Origin of the sequence: Caulobacter sp. DWR1-3-2b1, assembly GCF_049895765.1 — a bacterium.
In the GTDB taxonomy this organism is placed as follows: Bacteria; Pseudomonadota; Alphaproteobacteria; order Caulobacterales; family Caulobacteraceae; genus Caulobacter.
In genome coordinates, this window is record NZ_JAFCSZ010000002.1 from 38281 (window position 1) to 53609 (window position 15329).

Consider the following 15329-nt stretch of genomic DNA (forward strand, 5'->3'; position numbering starts at 1 on the left):
GATAACCGTTTCACACTTATCGGAAAATGCTCTAGTGCTGGTCTTCGTCTTCCGACTGGATGTTGTCGCTCAACCGGATCGCCAGATGGCGGGTCCGGCGCACCACGGTGATCAGCGTCCCCACGACGATGATCGCCAGGGCTGCGACCATTATCTGACCGTTACCGCGCCATAGGAGCTCCACCACCGAGATCAGGCAGGCCACGGTCAGGGCAGCCATCCGCTGGGGCTTGGCCATCGGCCCGCGGAAGTCGGCGGGCTGGCCCAGACCGCGTCCCAGTTCGCGGACATAGGCGGTGACCACGGCCAGCACGGCGGCGAGCCAGCCGAGGGCCTCGGCCCCGTGCAACCCCGCCGTCCGCGCGAAATAGCCGGCGCCGACCAGGAAGAGAACGTCAGCGACGCGGTCGGGCAGCTCGTTCCAGATCGGTCCGGCGGGGCTGGCCTTGCCGTGCTCGACCGCGACCAGGCCGTCCAGCAGGTTGCAGACCAGCCGCAGCTGGATGCACAGCACCGCCAGGATCAGGGCGACGGCGCGGCCGGCCGGGCCAAGTCCGCCGGCCAGCATCATCAGGGATCCGCCCAGCACGGCGCAGGCCACGCCAGCGCACGAGATCGCGTCGGGGCTGACATTGGCGTGGGCCAGCCGTGCGGCGGCTGCGCGCGCCCATGACGCTGAGCGCACCTTCAGCGGGCGACGGTTTTCGAGGTCGTTGGTCATGGCGGCTCCGGACGTGTCGCTGATCCCTACAACTAGGCTATACCCCAGGTGTCGCGAATGGGACGGGCATGACGATCTTCGACAGCGTTGGTGAGTTTCTGGCCGCTCAGCCGCCCGCCCTGCTGATGGGCCTTGCAAGCGTCGTCGCCCTGCTGGGCGTCGCGGCGATCATCGCCGCCGTGCTGCCACTGCTGAAGCCCGAAAAATCCTATGTCGAGCTGCGCCTGCGGATCAGCAGCTGGTGGGGGATGGTGGCCATGCTGGCCGGCGCCTTGTTGGCCGGCTGGCAGGCGACCGTGGCGGTGTTCGCCCTGATCTCGTTCATGGGCCTGCGCGAGTTCCTGTCCCTCGCCCCCACACGGAGGGAAGACCGGTTCGCGATCCTGGCGGCCTATCTGGTGCTGGTCGCCTCCTACGGCTTCATCGCCGCTGACCTCTACATGTTCTATCTCGTCTTCATCCCGGTTTGGGTGTTCCTCGGCATGCCGTTCCTGATGGCGATGCTGGGCCAGACCCGGGGCTATTTGGCTACAGCGGCGACCTTCCACTGGGGGCTGGTCACCTGCGTTTACAACCTCGGCTTCGCGGCCTTGCTGATGCGAACGCCCGCCAGCGAAAACCTGCCAGCCGGACCGGCGGGGCTGGTGTTCTTCCTGCTACTGGCCACCGAGTTCAACGACGTGGCGCAATATGTGTGGGGCAAGCTTTTCGGGCGCCACAAGATCATGCCGACCATCAGCCCCAACAAGACCTGGGAAGGCTTCATCGGCGGCTGGATCAGCGCGGGCCTGCTGATCTGGTTCGCGGGTCCGGTCTTCACGCCGCTGTCGGGCCTGGGGCTTGCGATCCTGGCGGTGGTGCTGCCGGTGGCGGGCTTCGCCGGCGACGTGACCATGAGCGCGGTCAAGCGCGATATCGGGGTCAAGGACACCAGTCACGCCATCCCCGGCCACGGCGGGGTGCTGGACCGGGCCGACAGCCTGACCTTCACCGCCCCGCTCTATTTCCATCTGCTGGCGCTGTATGCGCTCGATAAATTCTAGGCCGGCATGACCTTCCTGCGTTCCCTGCTGCTGATCCTGATCGCCCGGCCTATCGCCCTGTTCATGACGGGCGCCGATGTCGCCAACCGTGAGAGGCTGCCGCTGAAGGGGCCGGCCATCGTCGCGGCCAACCATTCCAGCCATGTCGACACCCTGCTGCTGCTGGCGATCTTTCCGTCGAAGGCCTTGCGGCGCGTAAGGCCGGCGGCCGCCGCCGACTACTTTCTGCGCGATCCGGTGATCGGCTGGTTCTCGCGCCGGGTGATCGGCATCGTGCCGGTGGCCCGGGCAAAAGCAGGATCCGGCGAGGATGTGCTGGCTCCGGCCCGCGAAGCCCTGGCGGCCGGCGACATCGTGGTGGTCTTTCCCGAAGGCACGCGCGGCGAGGGCGAGACCGACGAGATGGGTCAGCTGAAGACCGGCGTCGCGCGTCTGGCGGAGGCTTTTCCCGACGCCCCGGTGATCCCGGTCTGGATCCAGGGGGCGGGCAGGGTGCTGCCCAAGGGTAAAGTCGTGCCGGTGCCCCTGAACTGCGCGGTGCTGGTGGGCGAGCCCCTGCATTGGCAGGGCAGCCGCCCGGCCTTCATGGACGCCCTGCGCGAAGCCTTGCTGGCCCTGAAGGCCGCCGCTCCGCCGCTGCGCTGGCGTTAAACCGCCGCAGGAGTCTCACGGCCAAACCAGCGGGTGACGACTGGCCAGCGCACCACGGCCTCGGCCAGCAGGGCGTAGCCGGCGCCGATCGCGACCACGGTGATCAGCGAGGTCCACTGGAAGGCGTGCGGCGTCTCGGGCGCCAGCGACAGCGGGCGCAGCAGCAGCAGGATGGCGATGTTGTTGGCGGCATGGGCGCCGATGGCCAGCTCGATCCCGCCGGTGCGCAGGGTCATCCAGGTCAGGCCCGCGCCCATGGCCGCCCGCACCAGGAAGGCGCCCGGATTGGGGTCGAAGTGGATCAGGGCGAACAGCAGGCCATTGACCGCCATCAGGATCGCCGGATTGCGGACGAAGGCGCCCGCGTGCTTCAGCAGCCAGCCGCGGAACACGATCTCCTCGGCCGCGGCGGCGATCACCAGCAGCACGATGGCGAAGGCGGCGTAGGTCGCGCGGTCGAAGGTGGTCGTGGCCAGGGTCAGGACTGGCGGGGGTGGCATGCTGGCGCTCAGGGTGTGTGAGGCTAGGATCAGGGTGGCCATGATCGTTCCGACCAGAACCAGGCCCGCGATCAGCAGCCGGGTGCGGAACGCTGTCTCGACCACGGCGTAGCGCCGGACCGGGCGATGGCTGATCCCCGCTCCCACGGCCACGAAGGCCAGGGCGGCGGCGGCGTTGACGCCAGCCAGCACCGCCAGCACGAACAGGGACGCCATGCCCTCGGTCTCGGCCCGGGCGGGCTGGTCGAACACCGAAAACAGGGCCGCGGCGGCCGGCGCGCCATCCAGGCCGCTGACGATCACCATTACCATCAGGCAGGCCGAGGCCGCGCCCAGCACCGCGGCGGCGGCGGCGGCCAGCAGCCCGACCGGGACCGCGACCAGCAGCCGGCGACCGTCGCGATCATAGGGCGTCAGGTCCGCAAAGAAACGTGACTCTCGCATAGCCTCCAGGATCGCCGCTATCGCCATGGTGTTTAGTCTGCATCCCTTTGTTCTTCGGGACTAAGAGAGCGCCCGCCGAAACTTGTAAAGCGTCGGCTTGCCGTGGCGATCCAAGAGCGGCACACACGCCGCGCAAGACAGGGATTGCAGCTCGATGCGCATCGTTTCCGGCCAATATCGCGGCAAGGCCATCGTCGCCCCGCCCGGCGACGCCACGCGGCCCACCTCCGACCGCGCGCGCCAGGCGGTGTTCAACATCCTGGAACACGCCGCCTGGGCACCGGAGCTGCATGGCGCGCGGGTGGTCGATCTGTTCGCCGGTTCCGGGGCCCTGGGACTGGAGGCCTTGTCGCGCGGCGCGGCCTTCTGTCTTTTCGTCGAGACCGCAGATCCGGCGCGCGGCGCGATCCGCGAGAATATCGACGCCATGAGCCTGTTTGGCGTCACCCGCGTGCATCGTCGCGACGCCACCGACCTTGGCCTGCCGCCCTCCAGCGTCGGCGCGCCGTTCGACATTGCCTTCCTCGACCCGCCCTACGCCAAGGGCCTGGGCGAGAAGGCCCTGGCCCAGCTTTTGGCCCACGGCTGGCTGAAGCCCGGCGCCATCGTGATGTTCGAACGCGGTCGCGACGAGCCAGAGCCCGCCACGCCTGGCTTCACGGTGTTGGACACGCGCGACTATGGCGCCGCGCGTGTCCTGTTCCTCAAGGTGGCCGACCAAGCGCATTCCGCCAAAGTGTGAGCGCTTTGGCGATCAGAATGCGCGCAACCGAGAAGCCTACCAGCCGCGTGCGGTGACGCGGTTGTCGAGCTGCGACCTCAAGCTGACCGCACCTTCCCGCGTAATGCGGTAGGGGCCGCCGCCACTGCTGGCGATCAGCCGCCGCTTTTTCAACGCCTTGAAGACGCCGAGATTGCAGTCGCTCAGGCGCCAGCCCTCGCGGGTGACGCAGTCGACGTCGATGAGATGGCCAGTGTCGTCGCGTACGAGATCGATGCGGGCGCCCTGCGCCAGCGCGTGCAGCGTGCGTTGCTGCGCTTTGGAAATGTTCAAGGGAATGAGTCCGGAGATCGAGGCGTGAGAACACGCGCCCTCGCGGTGCGCGCGACGGATCAGGGCCTGATCGACTTACGAACCGGAGGTTCGGAGCCTGTTAGGCCCGGGCCTCGAATACAATCTCGGACATAAAACCACCGTTGGAGTGATGGGCTATTCTACCGCTCGAAGGTGGGAACTCAAGCTCATCCAATTTCCCGCCCTGGGTTCGATCTGGGCCCCGGCTTTCGCCGGGGAGAGCGGATACAAGGGCCCTACTTCTTCTTCACCGGAGCCGCCGTGGTCTGGGCTACCTTGACCGGTACGCCTTCGCCGCGCGCATCGGCCACCAGGCCTTCGCAGTCGGCGTTCTTGGCTTCGCCGGTGGTCACGAACGGCAGCAAGGCGGCCAGCGGATTGACCAGCACGCCCAGGGCCGCGGCGATGCCGCCCTGGCTGACGGCCTTTGTGGCCTTGAATCCGACCTTCGGCTCCAGGAACGGCCCGGAAATGGTGATCGGCACGAACAGGCGCATCAAGCGCGGCTTCTTGCTGTCGCCCTCGATGCGGAAATCCATCCGCTCGGTCTCCAGATTAATCTCGCCCTTGCCGCGCACCAGCACCACCCCGGTGTCGGCCACCAGGTGGTTGGTCGTCGCCACGCCGCTACGGACCGTGAAGTCGGCCACGGCGCAGCGCACGACGGTTTCGTCGGTGTCCTTGGCCAGCAGCAGGAGCAGGCCCTTGGAAAGGTTGACGCCCATCAGCTCGGCGAAGGCCTGACGGACCGTGCCGCGCGGTGAGACGATGGTGAATGTCCCGTTGGCGCTGGAAGCCGCGCGGTGAATGCTGTTGCCCACGCCCGACAGCTTGGCGCGCGCCATGACCTGTCCCTCGACGATCGGCTTGCCGCCGCTCTGCACGGGGATGAAATCTTCCAGCCTGGCGTTGGTCAGGCGCAAATCCAGATCGGTGCGCGGGACCTTCGGGCGCGCGTCCAGTCGCACCTTCCCGGCCAGATCGCCGCGCGCGAAGGTGAAGGCGATGGGGTCCATGGTCAGCACGCCCTTTTCGAGCGTCAGATCCATCCGAACCTTCTTGAGCGGAAAGCCCGGGGCGTTCACGGCCAGGGCGCGATACTTGACCTTGGCATCCATGGCCCGGACGCGTTCGGTCTGCAGGGTGGCGTCCGGCAACAGGCGCTTGGTGGCCGCGCGCTGGTTGGCCTCGACCTTCTGGCCGGCCGAGGCGGTCTCGCCACGACCCGTGGCCGGAGCCGCGCCGACCAGGCTGCCCAGGTCATCGAAGTCCAGGCGGCGCGACTGCAGATTTGCTTCCAGGTAGGGGCGCTCGCGGTCGGTCAGCACGAAGAGATTGCCCGAGATGTCGCTGTCGCCGATCCGGCCCGACAGGCCGTTGAAGTCGAAGCGGCCGCCCTTGCGGGTCAGCTTGCCGCTGATCCGGTAGGGCGGGGTGTTGGGCAAGGTCAGACCGGTCAGGGCATAGAGCCGGTTCAGGTCGGTGCCGGACACGGTGATATCGGTGACGAAGCGGCCCAGGTCGAACGGCTTGGTGATCGAGCCCTTGGCCGAGACGTTGGTCGAGGCGGCCAGGATCTTGGCCTCGAACGGATAGGGCTTGTCGGGCGTGATATTCAGCAGCGGACCGCCGCTGACCATGGCCGTGAACGGCGAGCGGTTGAGCCTGCCCTTGCCCTCCAGCACGAACTTGCCGCGCCCGTCGCCGCTGGCATGCTCATTGGAGTTGACCGTGCCCTCGAACAATACGTCACGCTGGCGGTCGTCGATCCGCAACTGGCCGTCGTTGATGATGAAGTGCTGGATGGCCGGCAGCTTCAGCGGCTTGGCGTTGGCCTTCTTGGCGCCGAAGGTCCAGTTGGCTTGGCCCTTGGCGTCGCGGATCAGGCGCACGACCGGCCGGTCGATGGCCAGCAGCGGCAGGATGATGTCGCCCTTGAACAGCGGCAGAAGCTTGAACTGCACCGCTACGCGCTGAACCCTGGCCATCGGCGGCAGGGTCGGATCGGCCTTCATCGCCCACTCCGGCTGGCCGACGCGCAGGTTCAGAGCCTCGACCTTCGGCGAAAACGACCAGGGGTGGACGCGCAGATCCCCGACAATCTCGACCTTGCGGTCCAGCTGCGCCGAGGCGATGCGGCCGATGGGACCGCGCAGCCAGTTCCAGTCGAAGATGATCAGGAACGCGATCACCGTCACGAACAGCGCCACGGCCGCGATCGCGCCGCGTCGCGCCGAGGTGGGCATCAGCGCCCAGCGGGCGCGCAGCCGCTCGAGTGGGGCGCGTTTAGGCGCGATTTGTTCGTGATCGGACAGGACCTGACCTCCAATTGCCCATGCACAACGCGCGGGCGGGGTAATCCTGTTCCATCTCCGGCGCCAAGAAGCTTGGCAGGAGGGCCCCTAGTAGACGAGACCCAGGCTGCTGACGGCGATTGCGGCCACCACGAAGGCGGCGATGGCGATCAGTTCATAGCGCTTGAAGAAAGGCTTGGTTGGCGTGCGCATGGCTTCAGGTTCCCCGTCCCAAATTGGTTCGTCGGGAAGGGTGGCCCGCAAGGCCCGGGCCAAGGGTCAAGGCTGTTTTCCGGGCCAGACCAGGAAGCCATCGGCGTCGCGGCCGGCCACGCGGTACTCGTAGGCGCGCGACGGGCCGGGGCCGTAGCGGTTCTCGGGGCGATCCGGGGCGCGCGGATCGTAACGGACCTGGTCATAGCCTTCAGAGGCGCCGTAGTCCTCGAACCGGCGCTCCTGGCGTTGCTCGTAGATCTCTTCGGCGCGCCGCCCGCTGTAGCGGTCGGCGTGATGCGAGGGAAGGGTCTCGACCTCGAGCGGCCGGCGGCCATAGCCCCACTGGTCGAAGCCGGTCCAGCCACGTTCGGCGTCGCACTCGACGCGGTCCCAGCGATAGGCGCCGGCTGGGCCGGTGACGCGGCGCGTGACGCAGTCGCCGGGTCCGGTATTGGGCGGCAACAGTTCAGGGTCCAGCGGCAGGCCGGTACGCGATATGGGCGGCCCGCCCCGCAGGCCGTGATCGGAACCAGCGGCCATGGCGGCGCTGGCGACGAACGCGGTCGCGGCGATGGCGAGGCAAAGGGTCAGGCGAGGCAAGGTCATGAAGCGCTCCTGGCCAGAGCAAAGCATTAACGAAGATTAACGGCCTTAGGGTTCACCCGGCGCGCGAACGGAGCTTGGGCCTGGGGCGCTTGCCTCAGGTCGGGGCTGGCCCTACCGTCGGTCAAACAAACGTTTGAGGACGGCATGGCGGTCGAGGCGGTGATCTGGGATTTCGGCGGTGTCTTCACCACCTCGCCGTTCGAGGCCTTCCGGCGTTACGAGGCGCAAGCCGGCCTGCCGGCCGACTTCATCCGCACGGTCAATGCCACCGATCCCGATAGCAACGCCTGGGCGCGCTTCGAACGCTCGGAGATCGACGCAGCGGGCTTCGACGTCCTGTTCCTGGAAGAGGCCACCCGCCTGGGTCATGCCGTGCGTGGGGCCGACGTCCTGCCGCTGCTCTATGGCGACCTGCGGCCTCGTGTGCTGGCGGCGCTTCTAGTCTGCAAGGCGAGCTTCAAGGTGGGCTGCATCACCAACAATGTCCCCACCGGCCACGGGGCCGGCATGGCCTCGACCGCCGAAAAAGCCGCTGCCGTGGCCGAGATCATGAGCCACTTCGCGGTGGTGATCGAAAGCTCCAAGGCCGGGGTCCGCAAGCCCGATCCTCGCATCTATCTGATGATGTGCGAGGCCCTGAACGTGAAGCCGGAAAACTGCGTCTATCTCGACGACCTGGGGATCAACTGCAAACCGGCCGCTGCGCTCGGCATGACCGCGATCAAGGTCTCGGCCGAGGAGCAACTCCTCGCCGACCTTGCGAGGGCGACCGGTTTGGCGTTCTAAAGGGGAAACATCTTTCGGAGGTTCCATGTCCCGCCCCAAGATCGGCGCCGCCGCCGCCATCTCGCAGCTGTCTGGCTGGAGCGCCGCACCGGACTCTGCCCCTCATCGGGACGCCATCGTAAAGACGTTCAAGTTCGCCGACTTCAATGCAGCCTTCGGCTTCATGACGCGCGTGGCCCTGATGGCCGACAAGCTCGACCACCATCCCGAATGGTTCAATGTCTACAACCGGGTCGAGGTGCTGTTGACCACGCATGACGCCGATGGCGTGACGGAGCTGGATTTGGCGCTGGCGAAGTTCATGGATGAGGCGGTGGCTTAGCGGCCAACGCTGGGACGCCCCCTCCGTCATGTCGCGTATTCGCGCCCTGCCACCTCTCCCGTTTCACGGGTGAGGAGATGCAGCCTTCTCCTCCCATGCGGAGCGGGGAAGGTGGCGCGCTGCGGATACGCAGCGTGACGGAGGGGGCGTCCAGCGCTGGCCGCCAGACCAAAACCGTTTCCCTCTTCCGCCTCGCCGCCATCCAGTTCAAACTATCGTTTGAATAATCGGGAGGACGCCAAATGGCGCAGAACACGGGCCGGGTCGCCGGCAAGAAGGCCTTCATCACCGGTGGGGCCCAGGGTCTGGGCGCGGCGGCGGGACGAATGTTGGCCAGCCACGGCGCCAAGGTCAGTTTGGCCGACATCAATCTGGCCGGCGCGCAAGCCGTGGCTGACGAGATCAACGCGGCCCACGGGGCCGGCACGGCCTTCGCCTTCGAGCTGGACGTCACCCAGGAAGACGAATGGATCGCGGTGCTGGAAAAGGCGACGGAGGCCATGGGCGGCCTGTCGGTGCTGGTCAACAATGCCGGCATCGGCGGTGACGGACCAATCGAGAGCCTGGATTTCGCGCTCTGGAAGAAGGTGATGTCGGTCAATGTCGACTCGGTGTTCCTGGGCGCCAAGCACGCCCTGACACACATGCGCGCCCACCAGCCCGGCTCGATCGTCAATCTCAGTTCCATCGCCGGCCTGATCGCCAACGGCAATTCGCCGGCCTACAACGCCTCCAAGGCGGCGGTCTGGCTGCTGTCCAAGAACATCGCGCTCTACTGCGCCAAGATGAAGCTGGATATCCGCTCCAACTCGATCCACCCGACCTTCATCGACACCCCGATCCTCGACGGCTTCTCGGCGCGGTTCGGCAAGGAAGAGGCCCACGCCAAGCTGGCGCGGCAAATCCCCCTGGGCCGGATCGGCGAGCCCAACGATATCGCCAACGCCGTGCTCTACCTGGCCAGCGACGAGAGCAAGTTCATGACCGGCGCCGAGATCAAGGTCGACGGCGGCATCTCGGCGATGTGACCGAGAAGTCCCTTCTCCCCTTGCGGGAGAAGGTGTCGGCGCAGCCTTCGGGTCGCGCAGACAGAAACGCCGCGACTAGCGAAGAGGCGGTCGCGACGTCTTGCGTTCTTCAACCCCTCATCCCTCCCGCAAGGAGAGAGGGGAGCTATCGCCTACCGCGGCGCGCGTTTGGCCAGGATCCGCTGCAGGGTCCGGCGGTGCATGTTCAGCCGCCGCGCCGTCTCCGACACGTTGTGTCCGCACATCTCATAGACCCGCTGGATGTGCTCCCACCGCACGCGGTCGGCGCTCATCGGGTTTTCCGGGGGCACGGGGGCCGCGTCCTTGGCGGCCAGCAGGGCGCGGGCCACGTCGTCGGCGTCGGCCGGCTTGGAGAGGTAGTCCACCACCCCGGCCTTTACGGCGGCCACGGCGGTGGCAATGTTGCCATAGCCGGTGAGCATGATGATCTTGGCGTCGGGCCGAGCGTCGCGCACCGCCTCGACCACCTTCAGCCCCGTGCCATCCTCCAGCCGCATGTCGAGCACGGCGTGGGCCGGGGCGTGGGCCCGCAGCAGGGCCAGCGCCTCGGCCACCGAGGCGGCCAGGGTCACCACGAACCCGCGTTGTTCCAGCGCTCGCCCCAGCCTGGTGCGCAGGGGCGCGTCGTCGTCGAGTAGCAGAAGCGTCTTGTCGGGCAGGGCCGCAACCAGCTCACTAATATCCGCCATGAATCCAGCGCCTCCCCGCGCCCGCACTCAACCGAGTGTGCTCACAAAACATCATGTCGCCCTTCTCCGCCCAGCATCAAGCCCCCGTGTAGCCAGGGGCTTCAAGCGCGGATCGCGGCCAGCGTGCGGAGACCACGGCTCCGCCGCGCCGACCATTTCGGAAATCCACCGCAGCCCCTGTCCGTTCCAGCAGGGTCTTGGCGATAAAGAAGCCCAGGCCCATGCCGACATGGCCCGTTCGCGATCCCTCGGCGCCGGGCCGGGTGGTGACATAGGGCTCGCCCAGCTTGGTCAGCACCTCGGCGGAAAAGCCGGGGCCGTCGTCGCGCACTTCGATGACGATCGAGCGCTGATCGAAGCGGGCGATGACCAGCACCTCGGCGCGGGCGAAATCGACGGCGTTCTCCACGATGGAGGTCATGGCGTGGATCACCTCGGGCCGCCGCCAGATGTCTGGCGCGGTCTCGCCCGACGGACCATTGACCACGGCCTCGACGCGCACGCCGTGCACCAGGTGCGGCTCGATGACGTCCTGGACCAGCTGGACCAGGCTCATGCGCTCGTGCACGGCGTCCTTGGCCTCGGGCATCTCGGTCAGGCGCTGCAGGATCTCGCGACAGCGGGCGGCCTGGCCGATCATCAGCTCGGCGTCCTCGCGGGTGGTGTCGTCGGGGGCGTTGCGGGCCATCTCGCGCGCCACCACCGAGATGGTGGCCAGGGGCGTGCCCAGTTCGTGGGCGGCGGCGGCGGCCAAGGCGCCCAGGGCCGACAGCCTCTGCTCGCGGGCCAACACCGTTTCGGTGACATTGAGGGCCAGTTCCATCCGCGCGGACTCGCTGGCCGCCTGCCAGGCATAGGCGCCGGTGATCACGATGCCCAGGATCCTCGCCACAATGATCGAGGCCAGCACAGCCGGCACGGGCGGCGCCAGGGGCGGCTCGCCGGCCAGGGTCGGAAGCGGCATATGGAAGAAAGCCAGCAGCACGGACGAGGCGATGGCCAGCAGGCCCAGGCCCAGGGCGAAGCGCGCGGGCAGGGTGGCCGCCGCCAGGGTGACCGGCGCGATCAGCAGGACGGCGAACGGATTGAGCGCCCCACCCGTCAGGTACAGCAGGCCCGAAAGCTGCAGGATATCGAAGGCGACCTGGGCGGTGGCCTCGCCCTCGCGGGCCAGCCTCTGGCCGGTCGAGGCCAGGCCCAGCAGCACGTTCAGCCAGGCCGACAGGGCGATCAGGGAGAAGCACAGGGCCCAAGGCACCTGCAGCTTGAGCACTAGGCCGACGAACAGTAGGGCGATGGTCTGGCCGGCGACGGCCAGCCAGCGTTGCGCCAGCAGCGAACGAACCCGCAGACGTCCGCGACGCAGCCCCGGGGCGGCCCAGGACCAGTCATCGTCTTGCGCCGGGTCTTCACCCGGCCTATCGAGCCCCTTCGAACGCTGGTCGTCGGGCGCTCTTACGAACGAAACGTCAGCCATGTCGCAGGATTGTCCAGAATTTCGCGTCTGGCGAGAGCCAAAGGTAAAATGCACATGCCTCGTCACCGCATCATTCTGATTTTGGCCTGCGTCGTCGCCGCAATTTTCGCCACGGGCCTGGCTTTCCGCGCCGGCGTGTTCAAGTCCGCGCCCGCTCCGGCGGCGGTCGGCGGCCCCTTCCAGCTGGTCGATCAGAACGGCGCGCCGACCACGGAAAAGGCCCTGAAGGGCAAGTGGAGCGCGGTGTTCTTCGGCTTCACCTACTGTCCCGACGTCTGCCCCGGCACGCTGCAGGGCCTGGCGGCGGCGACCGACATCCTGGGGCCCAAGAAGGCGCAGGACCTGCAGATCGTCTTCGTCTCGGTCGATCCCGAGCGCGACGACGTCAAGCAGATGAAGGCCTATGTTTCGGCCGACTATGTACCCAAGACGACCCTGGGCCTGACGGGTACGCCGCAACAGGTGGCGGCGGCGGCGAAAGCCTATCGCGTCTATTTCACCAAGGTTGGTGATGGTCCTGGCTATACGGTCGATCACTCGACCGCGATCTATCTGATGGACCCCAAGGGCCGGTTCACGACGGTGATCCCCTACAACCTGCCGCCGGAAGACATCGCGCGGCGGATCAATGACGCCATGCGCGGGCGTTCAGCGATCTCCAGCGGGCCGTAATGTCTTGAGGCGAGCGGTCGCACGTATCTTCGATGGACTTTCTTAGGTTTCGGCATGCTATGCTGCGGCGCAACATAATGGATGCGCCATGCTCTACGCCCTTCATGAAGCGGCCTATTACGCCTCCTCTCCCCTGCGCGAGGCGGCGCGTGTCGCGCGCGACTTCTGGGGTTCGCCGCTAAACCCCGCCGCCAACACCGATATGGGCCGCCGCATCCATGCCGGCGCCGATCTGTTCACCAACGTCACGCGGCGCTACGGCAAGCCGGCCTGGAACATCGACACCATCAAGGTCGGCCAGGTCGACGTGCGGGTGCGCCCCACCGTGGTCTGGGAAAGCCCCTGGGCCCGCGTCATCCAGTTCGACCGCGACATGGCCGACATGCGCCGGGCCGGGAAGTTCAGCCTCGACCCCGCCGTGCTGATCGTCGCCCCCCTTTCGGGCCACTACGCGACCCTGTTGCGCGGCACGGTCGAAGCCTTCCTGCCCGACCACGCGGTGTTCATCGTCGACTGGGTCAATGCCCGCGAAGTCTCGATGCTGGAGGGTCGCTTCGACTTCCACGACTATATCGACCACATCATCCAGATGCTGGCCGTGCTGGGCCCGCGCCCCAATGTCGTCGCTGTTTGCCAGCCTGGACCGCCGGTTCTGGCCGCCGCCGCCCTGATGGCTGAGGAAAATCATCCCTCGCGTCCGGCCAGCATGACCTTCATGGGCTCGCCGATCGATGCGCGCCTGTCGCCGACCGTGACCAACAACCTGGCCGAGGAAAAGCCCTTCGCCTGGTTCCAGTCCAACATGATCTACACCGTGCCGCCGCCCTATGTGGGCGTGGGTCGGCGCGTCTATCCGGGCTTCGTGCAACTGGCCAGCTTCATGAGCATGAACAAGGCCAAGCACCAGGAAGCCCATAAGCGCTACTTCCAAGATCTGGTGAAGGGCGACGGCGACAGCGCCGACAAGCACCTGGAATTCTATGACGAGTATCTCTCGGTCCTCGATCTGACCGAAGAATTCTATCTCCAGACCATCGACATCGTCTTCCAGCAGCACTTGCTGCCCAAGGGCGAGCTGATGCATCGCGGCCGTCTGGTGCGTCCGGACCTGATCACCGATATCGGCCTGATGACGGTCGAGGGCGAGAACGACGACATCTCAGGCATAGGCCAGACCCAGGCCGCCCACGCCCTGACCCCCAACCTGCCCGACGATATGAAGACCGACTATGTGCAGCCGGGCGTCGGCCACTATGGCGTCTTCAACGGCCGCCGGTTCCGCGAGGAGATCTATCCCCGCGTCCGCTCGTTCATCCGCAAGAGCGACCCGAACTTCGGCGAGGAAGCCTAGCTTCTCGCCCACCTTGCATTGACGGCCTTGCGCGGACGGCCGACCAACGCGATGTAGGGACCATGGGTCCGTTCACCGCTGCGCAGCGCTTCTCCGACGGCGACCGGCTGGACGTGGCCGGCTGCCCCGTGCGGCTGAAGGTCGATGGCCGCGCGAGGCGGGTGTCGCTGCGGGTCGACCGCGCCAGATCGGAAGTCGTGGCCCTGGCCCCGACCCCACGCCGCCTGTCGGAAGCCGTCGCCTTCGCCCATGAGAAATCCGCCTGGATCGCCGGCCAGCTGGCCGCCCTGCCGGGCCGGACCAGTGTCGCGCCTGGCGGGACCTTGCGCCTCTACGGTCAGGCCTATCGGCTCGAGACCGGTTCTGGCCGCGCGCGCAAGGAGGGCGACCGCCTGATCGCGCCCGACGACGCCAATTGGGGCCTGAAAATCCTGCGTCTGGCCAAGCGCGAGGCCTTGGCCGTGCTCACCGAGCGCACCGCTGTCCATGCCACTGCCCTCGGTCGGCCTATGCCAAGCGTGGCGGTAGCCGATCCCAAGGCGCGCTGGGGCTCGTGCCGTCCGGCGCGAGGGGCCAACCTCGCGGCGATCCGCTACAGCTGGCGCCTGATCCTGGCCCCGGCGCCGGTGGCCGACTATGTCGCCGCCCATGAATGCGCCCACCTGATCGAGGCCAACCATGGTCCGAAGTTCTGGACCCTGTGCGAGCGGCTGGCGGGCGATCCCGCGCCACACCGGGCGTGGCTGCGGGCGCATGCGGCGGAATTGCACGCGGTCTCGGCTTAGGTGCTTTCGGCATTGGCGCCGGCGGACAAAAAAATCGATCAGGCTGTCGGAGTTTGTCGATCCGGTCCGTCCTTGGGTCAGGACCACAACGGGAGGACGCCGTGAGAGACCTGATCTTGAAGATGGCCATGTCGATCGACGGCTTCGTGAGCGACATGGATGGCGCAAACACGTGGATGTTCGGCGCCGATCAGGAGGCGAAGACCTTGGGGTGGAGTTCATAGGCAACGCCAGCCTGCACATCATGGGCAGTCGCAGCTTTCAGGGGATGGGCGCCTACTGGCAGACCTCCGCCGACCCGTTCGCGCCGCCGATGAACCAGATCCCCAAGGCCGTTTTCTCACGACAGGGGCCGGCGATCCTGGGCGGCATGAACACGACTGCGGTGCTCGACGCCGCGGAAATCGCCAAGCTGAAAGCCCAGGAGGGCAAACCGATCATAGCCCACGGCGGCGTCAGCTTCGCTCGCAGTCTCGTCACCCAGGGACTGGTCGATCAGTTCGCCCTGATCGTGGCCCCCGTGGCGCTGGGCAAGGGCCTGCCGCTGTTCTCCGAACTCGCCGCGCCGGCTCCGCTCAAGCTGATGAGCTCGCAGGCCTTTCCGGGCGGCGCGGTGGCGCAGATCTATCGGTCGGCGTGAAGCCTGTC

At 67.1% G+C, this 15329-nt stretch carries 19 protein-coding genes; 11 read left to right on the forward strand and 8 right to left on the reverse strand.

Annotated features, from left to right (window positions below; translation table 11 throughout):
* Positions 1 to 31: 31 nt before the first annotated feature.
* Positions 32 to 721, reverse strand: coding sequence for a CDP-alcohol phosphatidyltransferase family protein (locus ACP69S_RS02070; protein ID WP_425994390.1), 690 nt, complete (start codon positions 719 to 721; stop codon positions 32 to 34).
* 68 nt (positions 722 to 789) lie between these two features.
* Between ACP69S_RS02070 and ACP69S_RS02075 the strand changes: the two genes are divergently transcribed.
* Together ACP69S_RS02075 and ACP69S_RS02080 are read left to right on the forward strand one after the other, a co-directional pair.
* A complete protein-coding gene (locus ACP69S_RS02075) occupies positions 790 to 1764 on the forward strand; it encodes a phosphatidate cytidylyltransferase (RefSeq protein ID WP_425994392.1) in 975 nt (324 codons plus the stop codon).
* Positions 1765 to 1770: 6 nt separating this feature from the next.
* On the forward strand, positions 1771 to 2415 hold the full coding sequence (locus tag ACP69S_RS02080; RefSeq protein WP_425994394.1) for a lysophospholipid acyltransferase family protein: 645 nt from the start codon (positions 1771 to 1773) through the stop codon (positions 2413 to 2415).
* Here ACP69S_RS02080 and ACP69S_RS02085 read toward each other — a convergent pair.
* Positions 2412 to 3359, reverse strand: coding sequence for a CPBP family intramembrane glutamic endopeptidase (locus ACP69S_RS02085; protein WP_425994396.1), 948 nt, complete (start codon positions 3357 to 3359; stop codon positions 2412 to 2414). The genes ACP69S_RS02080 and ACP69S_RS02085 overlap by 4 nt on opposite strands.
* A gap of 154 nt (positions 3360 to 3513) precedes the next feature.
* Between ACP69S_RS02085 and rsmD the strand changes: the two genes are divergently transcribed.
* The gene (gene rsmD, locus ACP69S_RS02090; protein WP_425994398.1) at positions 3514 to 4101 is read left to right on the forward strand and encodes a 16S rRNA (guanine(966)-N(2))-methyltransferase RsmD; all 588 of its coding nucleotides are present in this window, start codon (positions 3514 to 3516) and stop codon (positions 4099 to 4101) included.
* Positions 4102 to 4137: 36 nt separating this feature from the next.
* Here the strand turns inward: rsmD and ACP69S_RS02095 are convergent, their stop codons facing one another.
* The 4 genes from ACP69S_RS02095 to ACP69S_RS02110 all read right to left on the reverse strand — a co-directional run bounded on the left by ACP69S_RS02095 (position 4138) and on the right by ACP69S_RS02110 (position 7550).
* Positions 4138 to 4413, reverse strand: a complete 276-nt coding sequence (locus ACP69S_RS02095; protein WP_425994400.1) for a YjhX family toxin — start codon at positions 4411 to 4413, stop codon at positions 4138 to 4140.
* Positions 4414 to 4670: 257 nt separating this feature from the next.
* Positions 4671 to 6680 (reverse strand): AsmA family protein, encoded by a 2010-nt coding sequence (locus ACP69S_RS02100; RefSeq protein WP_425994402.1) that lies wholly within the window; start codon positions 6678 to 6680, stop codon positions 4671 to 4673.
* Between the two features lie 156 nt (positions 6681 to 6836).
* Complete coding sequence (locus ACP69S_RS02105) at positions 6837 to 6941, reverse strand: hypothetical protein (RefSeq protein WP_425994404.1); 105 nt, start codon at positions 6939 to 6941, stop codon at positions 6837 to 6839.
* A 66-nt stretch (positions 6942 to 7007) separates the two neighbouring features.
* Positions 7008 to 7550, reverse strand: a complete 543-nt coding sequence (locus tag ACP69S_RS02110) for a hypothetical protein (RefSeq protein ID WP_425994405.1) — start codon at positions 7548 to 7550, stop codon at positions 7008 to 7010.
* A gap of 144 nt (positions 7551 to 7694) precedes the next feature.
* On the opposite strand from ACP69S_RS02110, the gene ACP69S_RS02115 reads away from it, so the two are divergent.
* From ACP69S_RS02115 to ACP69S_RS02125, 3 genes are all read left to right on the forward strand, one after another.
* A complete protein-coding gene (locus ACP69S_RS02115) occupies positions 7695 to 8336 on the forward strand; it encodes an HAD-IA family hydrolase (protein WP_425994407.1) in 642 nt (213 codons plus the stop codon).
* A 25-nt stretch (positions 8337 to 8361) separates the two neighbouring features.
* Positions 8362 to 8658 carry a 4a-hydroxytetrahydrobiopterin dehydratase gene (locus ACP69S_RS02120; RefSeq protein WP_425994409.1) on the forward strand — a complete coding sequence of 99 codons (297 nt, stop codon included), beginning with the start codon at positions 8362 to 8364 and terminating at the stop codon, positions 8656 to 8658.
* A 242-nt stretch (positions 8659 to 8900) separates the two neighbouring features.
* On the forward strand, positions 8901 to 9686 hold the full coding sequence (locus tag ACP69S_RS02125) for an SDR family oxidoreductase (protein ID WP_425994410.1): 786 nt from the start codon (positions 8901 to 8903) through the stop codon (positions 9684 to 9686).
* Between the two features lie 152 nt (positions 9687 to 9838).
* Here ACP69S_RS02125 and spdR read toward each other — a convergent pair whose 3' ends face one another.
* The gene (spdR, locus tag ACP69S_RS02130) at positions 9839 to 10396 is read right to left on the reverse strand and encodes a stationary phase response regulator transcription factor SpdR (protein WP_425994412.1); all 558 of its coding nucleotides are present in this window, start codon (positions 10394 to 10396) and stop codon (positions 9839 to 9841) included.
* Between the two features lie 76 nt (positions 10397 to 10472).
* Positions 10473 to 11873, reverse strand: a complete 1401-nt coding sequence (locus ACP69S_RS02135) for an ActS/PrrB/RegB family redox-sensitive histidine kinase (protein ID WP_425994414.1) — start codon at positions 11871 to 11873, stop codon at positions 10473 to 10475.
* Between the two features lie 54 nt (positions 11874 to 11927).
* On the opposite strand from ACP69S_RS02135, the gene ACP69S_RS02140 reads away from it, so the two are divergent.
* The 5 genes from ACP69S_RS02140 to ACP69S_RS02160 all read left to right on the forward strand — a co-directional run bounded on the left by ACP69S_RS02140 (position 11928) and on the right by ACP69S_RS02160 (position 15321).
* A complete protein-coding gene (locus ACP69S_RS02140; protein ID WP_425994987.1) occupies positions 11928 to 12545 on the forward strand; it encodes an SCO family protein in 618 nt (205 codons plus the stop codon).
* A gap of 88 nt (positions 12546 to 12633) precedes the next feature.
* The gene (locus ACP69S_RS02145) at positions 12634 to 13896 is read left to right on the forward strand and encodes a polyhydroxyalkanoate depolymerase (RefSeq protein ID WP_425994416.1); all 1263 of its coding nucleotides are present in this window, start codon (positions 12634 to 12636) and stop codon (positions 13894 to 13896) included.
* Between the two features lie 62 nt (positions 13897 to 13958).
* Positions 13959 to 14681, forward strand: coding sequence for a M48 family metallopeptidase (locus ACP69S_RS02150; protein ID WP_425994418.1), 723 nt, complete (start codon positions 13959 to 13961; stop codon positions 14679 to 14681).
* A 101-nt stretch (positions 14682 to 14782) separates the two neighbouring features.
* Positions 14783 to 14905 (forward strand): hypothetical protein, encoded by a 123-nt coding sequence (locus tag ACP69S_RS02155; RefSeq protein ID WP_425994420.1) that lies wholly within the window; start codon positions 14783 to 14785, stop codon positions 14903 to 14905.
* Complete coding sequence (locus ACP69S_RS02160) at positions 14893 to 15321, forward strand: dihydrofolate reductase family protein (RefSeq protein ID WP_425994422.1); 429 nt, start codon at positions 14893 to 14895, stop codon at positions 15319 to 15321. Before ACP69S_RS02155 ends, ACP69S_RS02160 begins: the two co-directional genes overlap by 13 nt.
* Positions 15322 to 15329 lie beyond the last annotated feature (8 nt).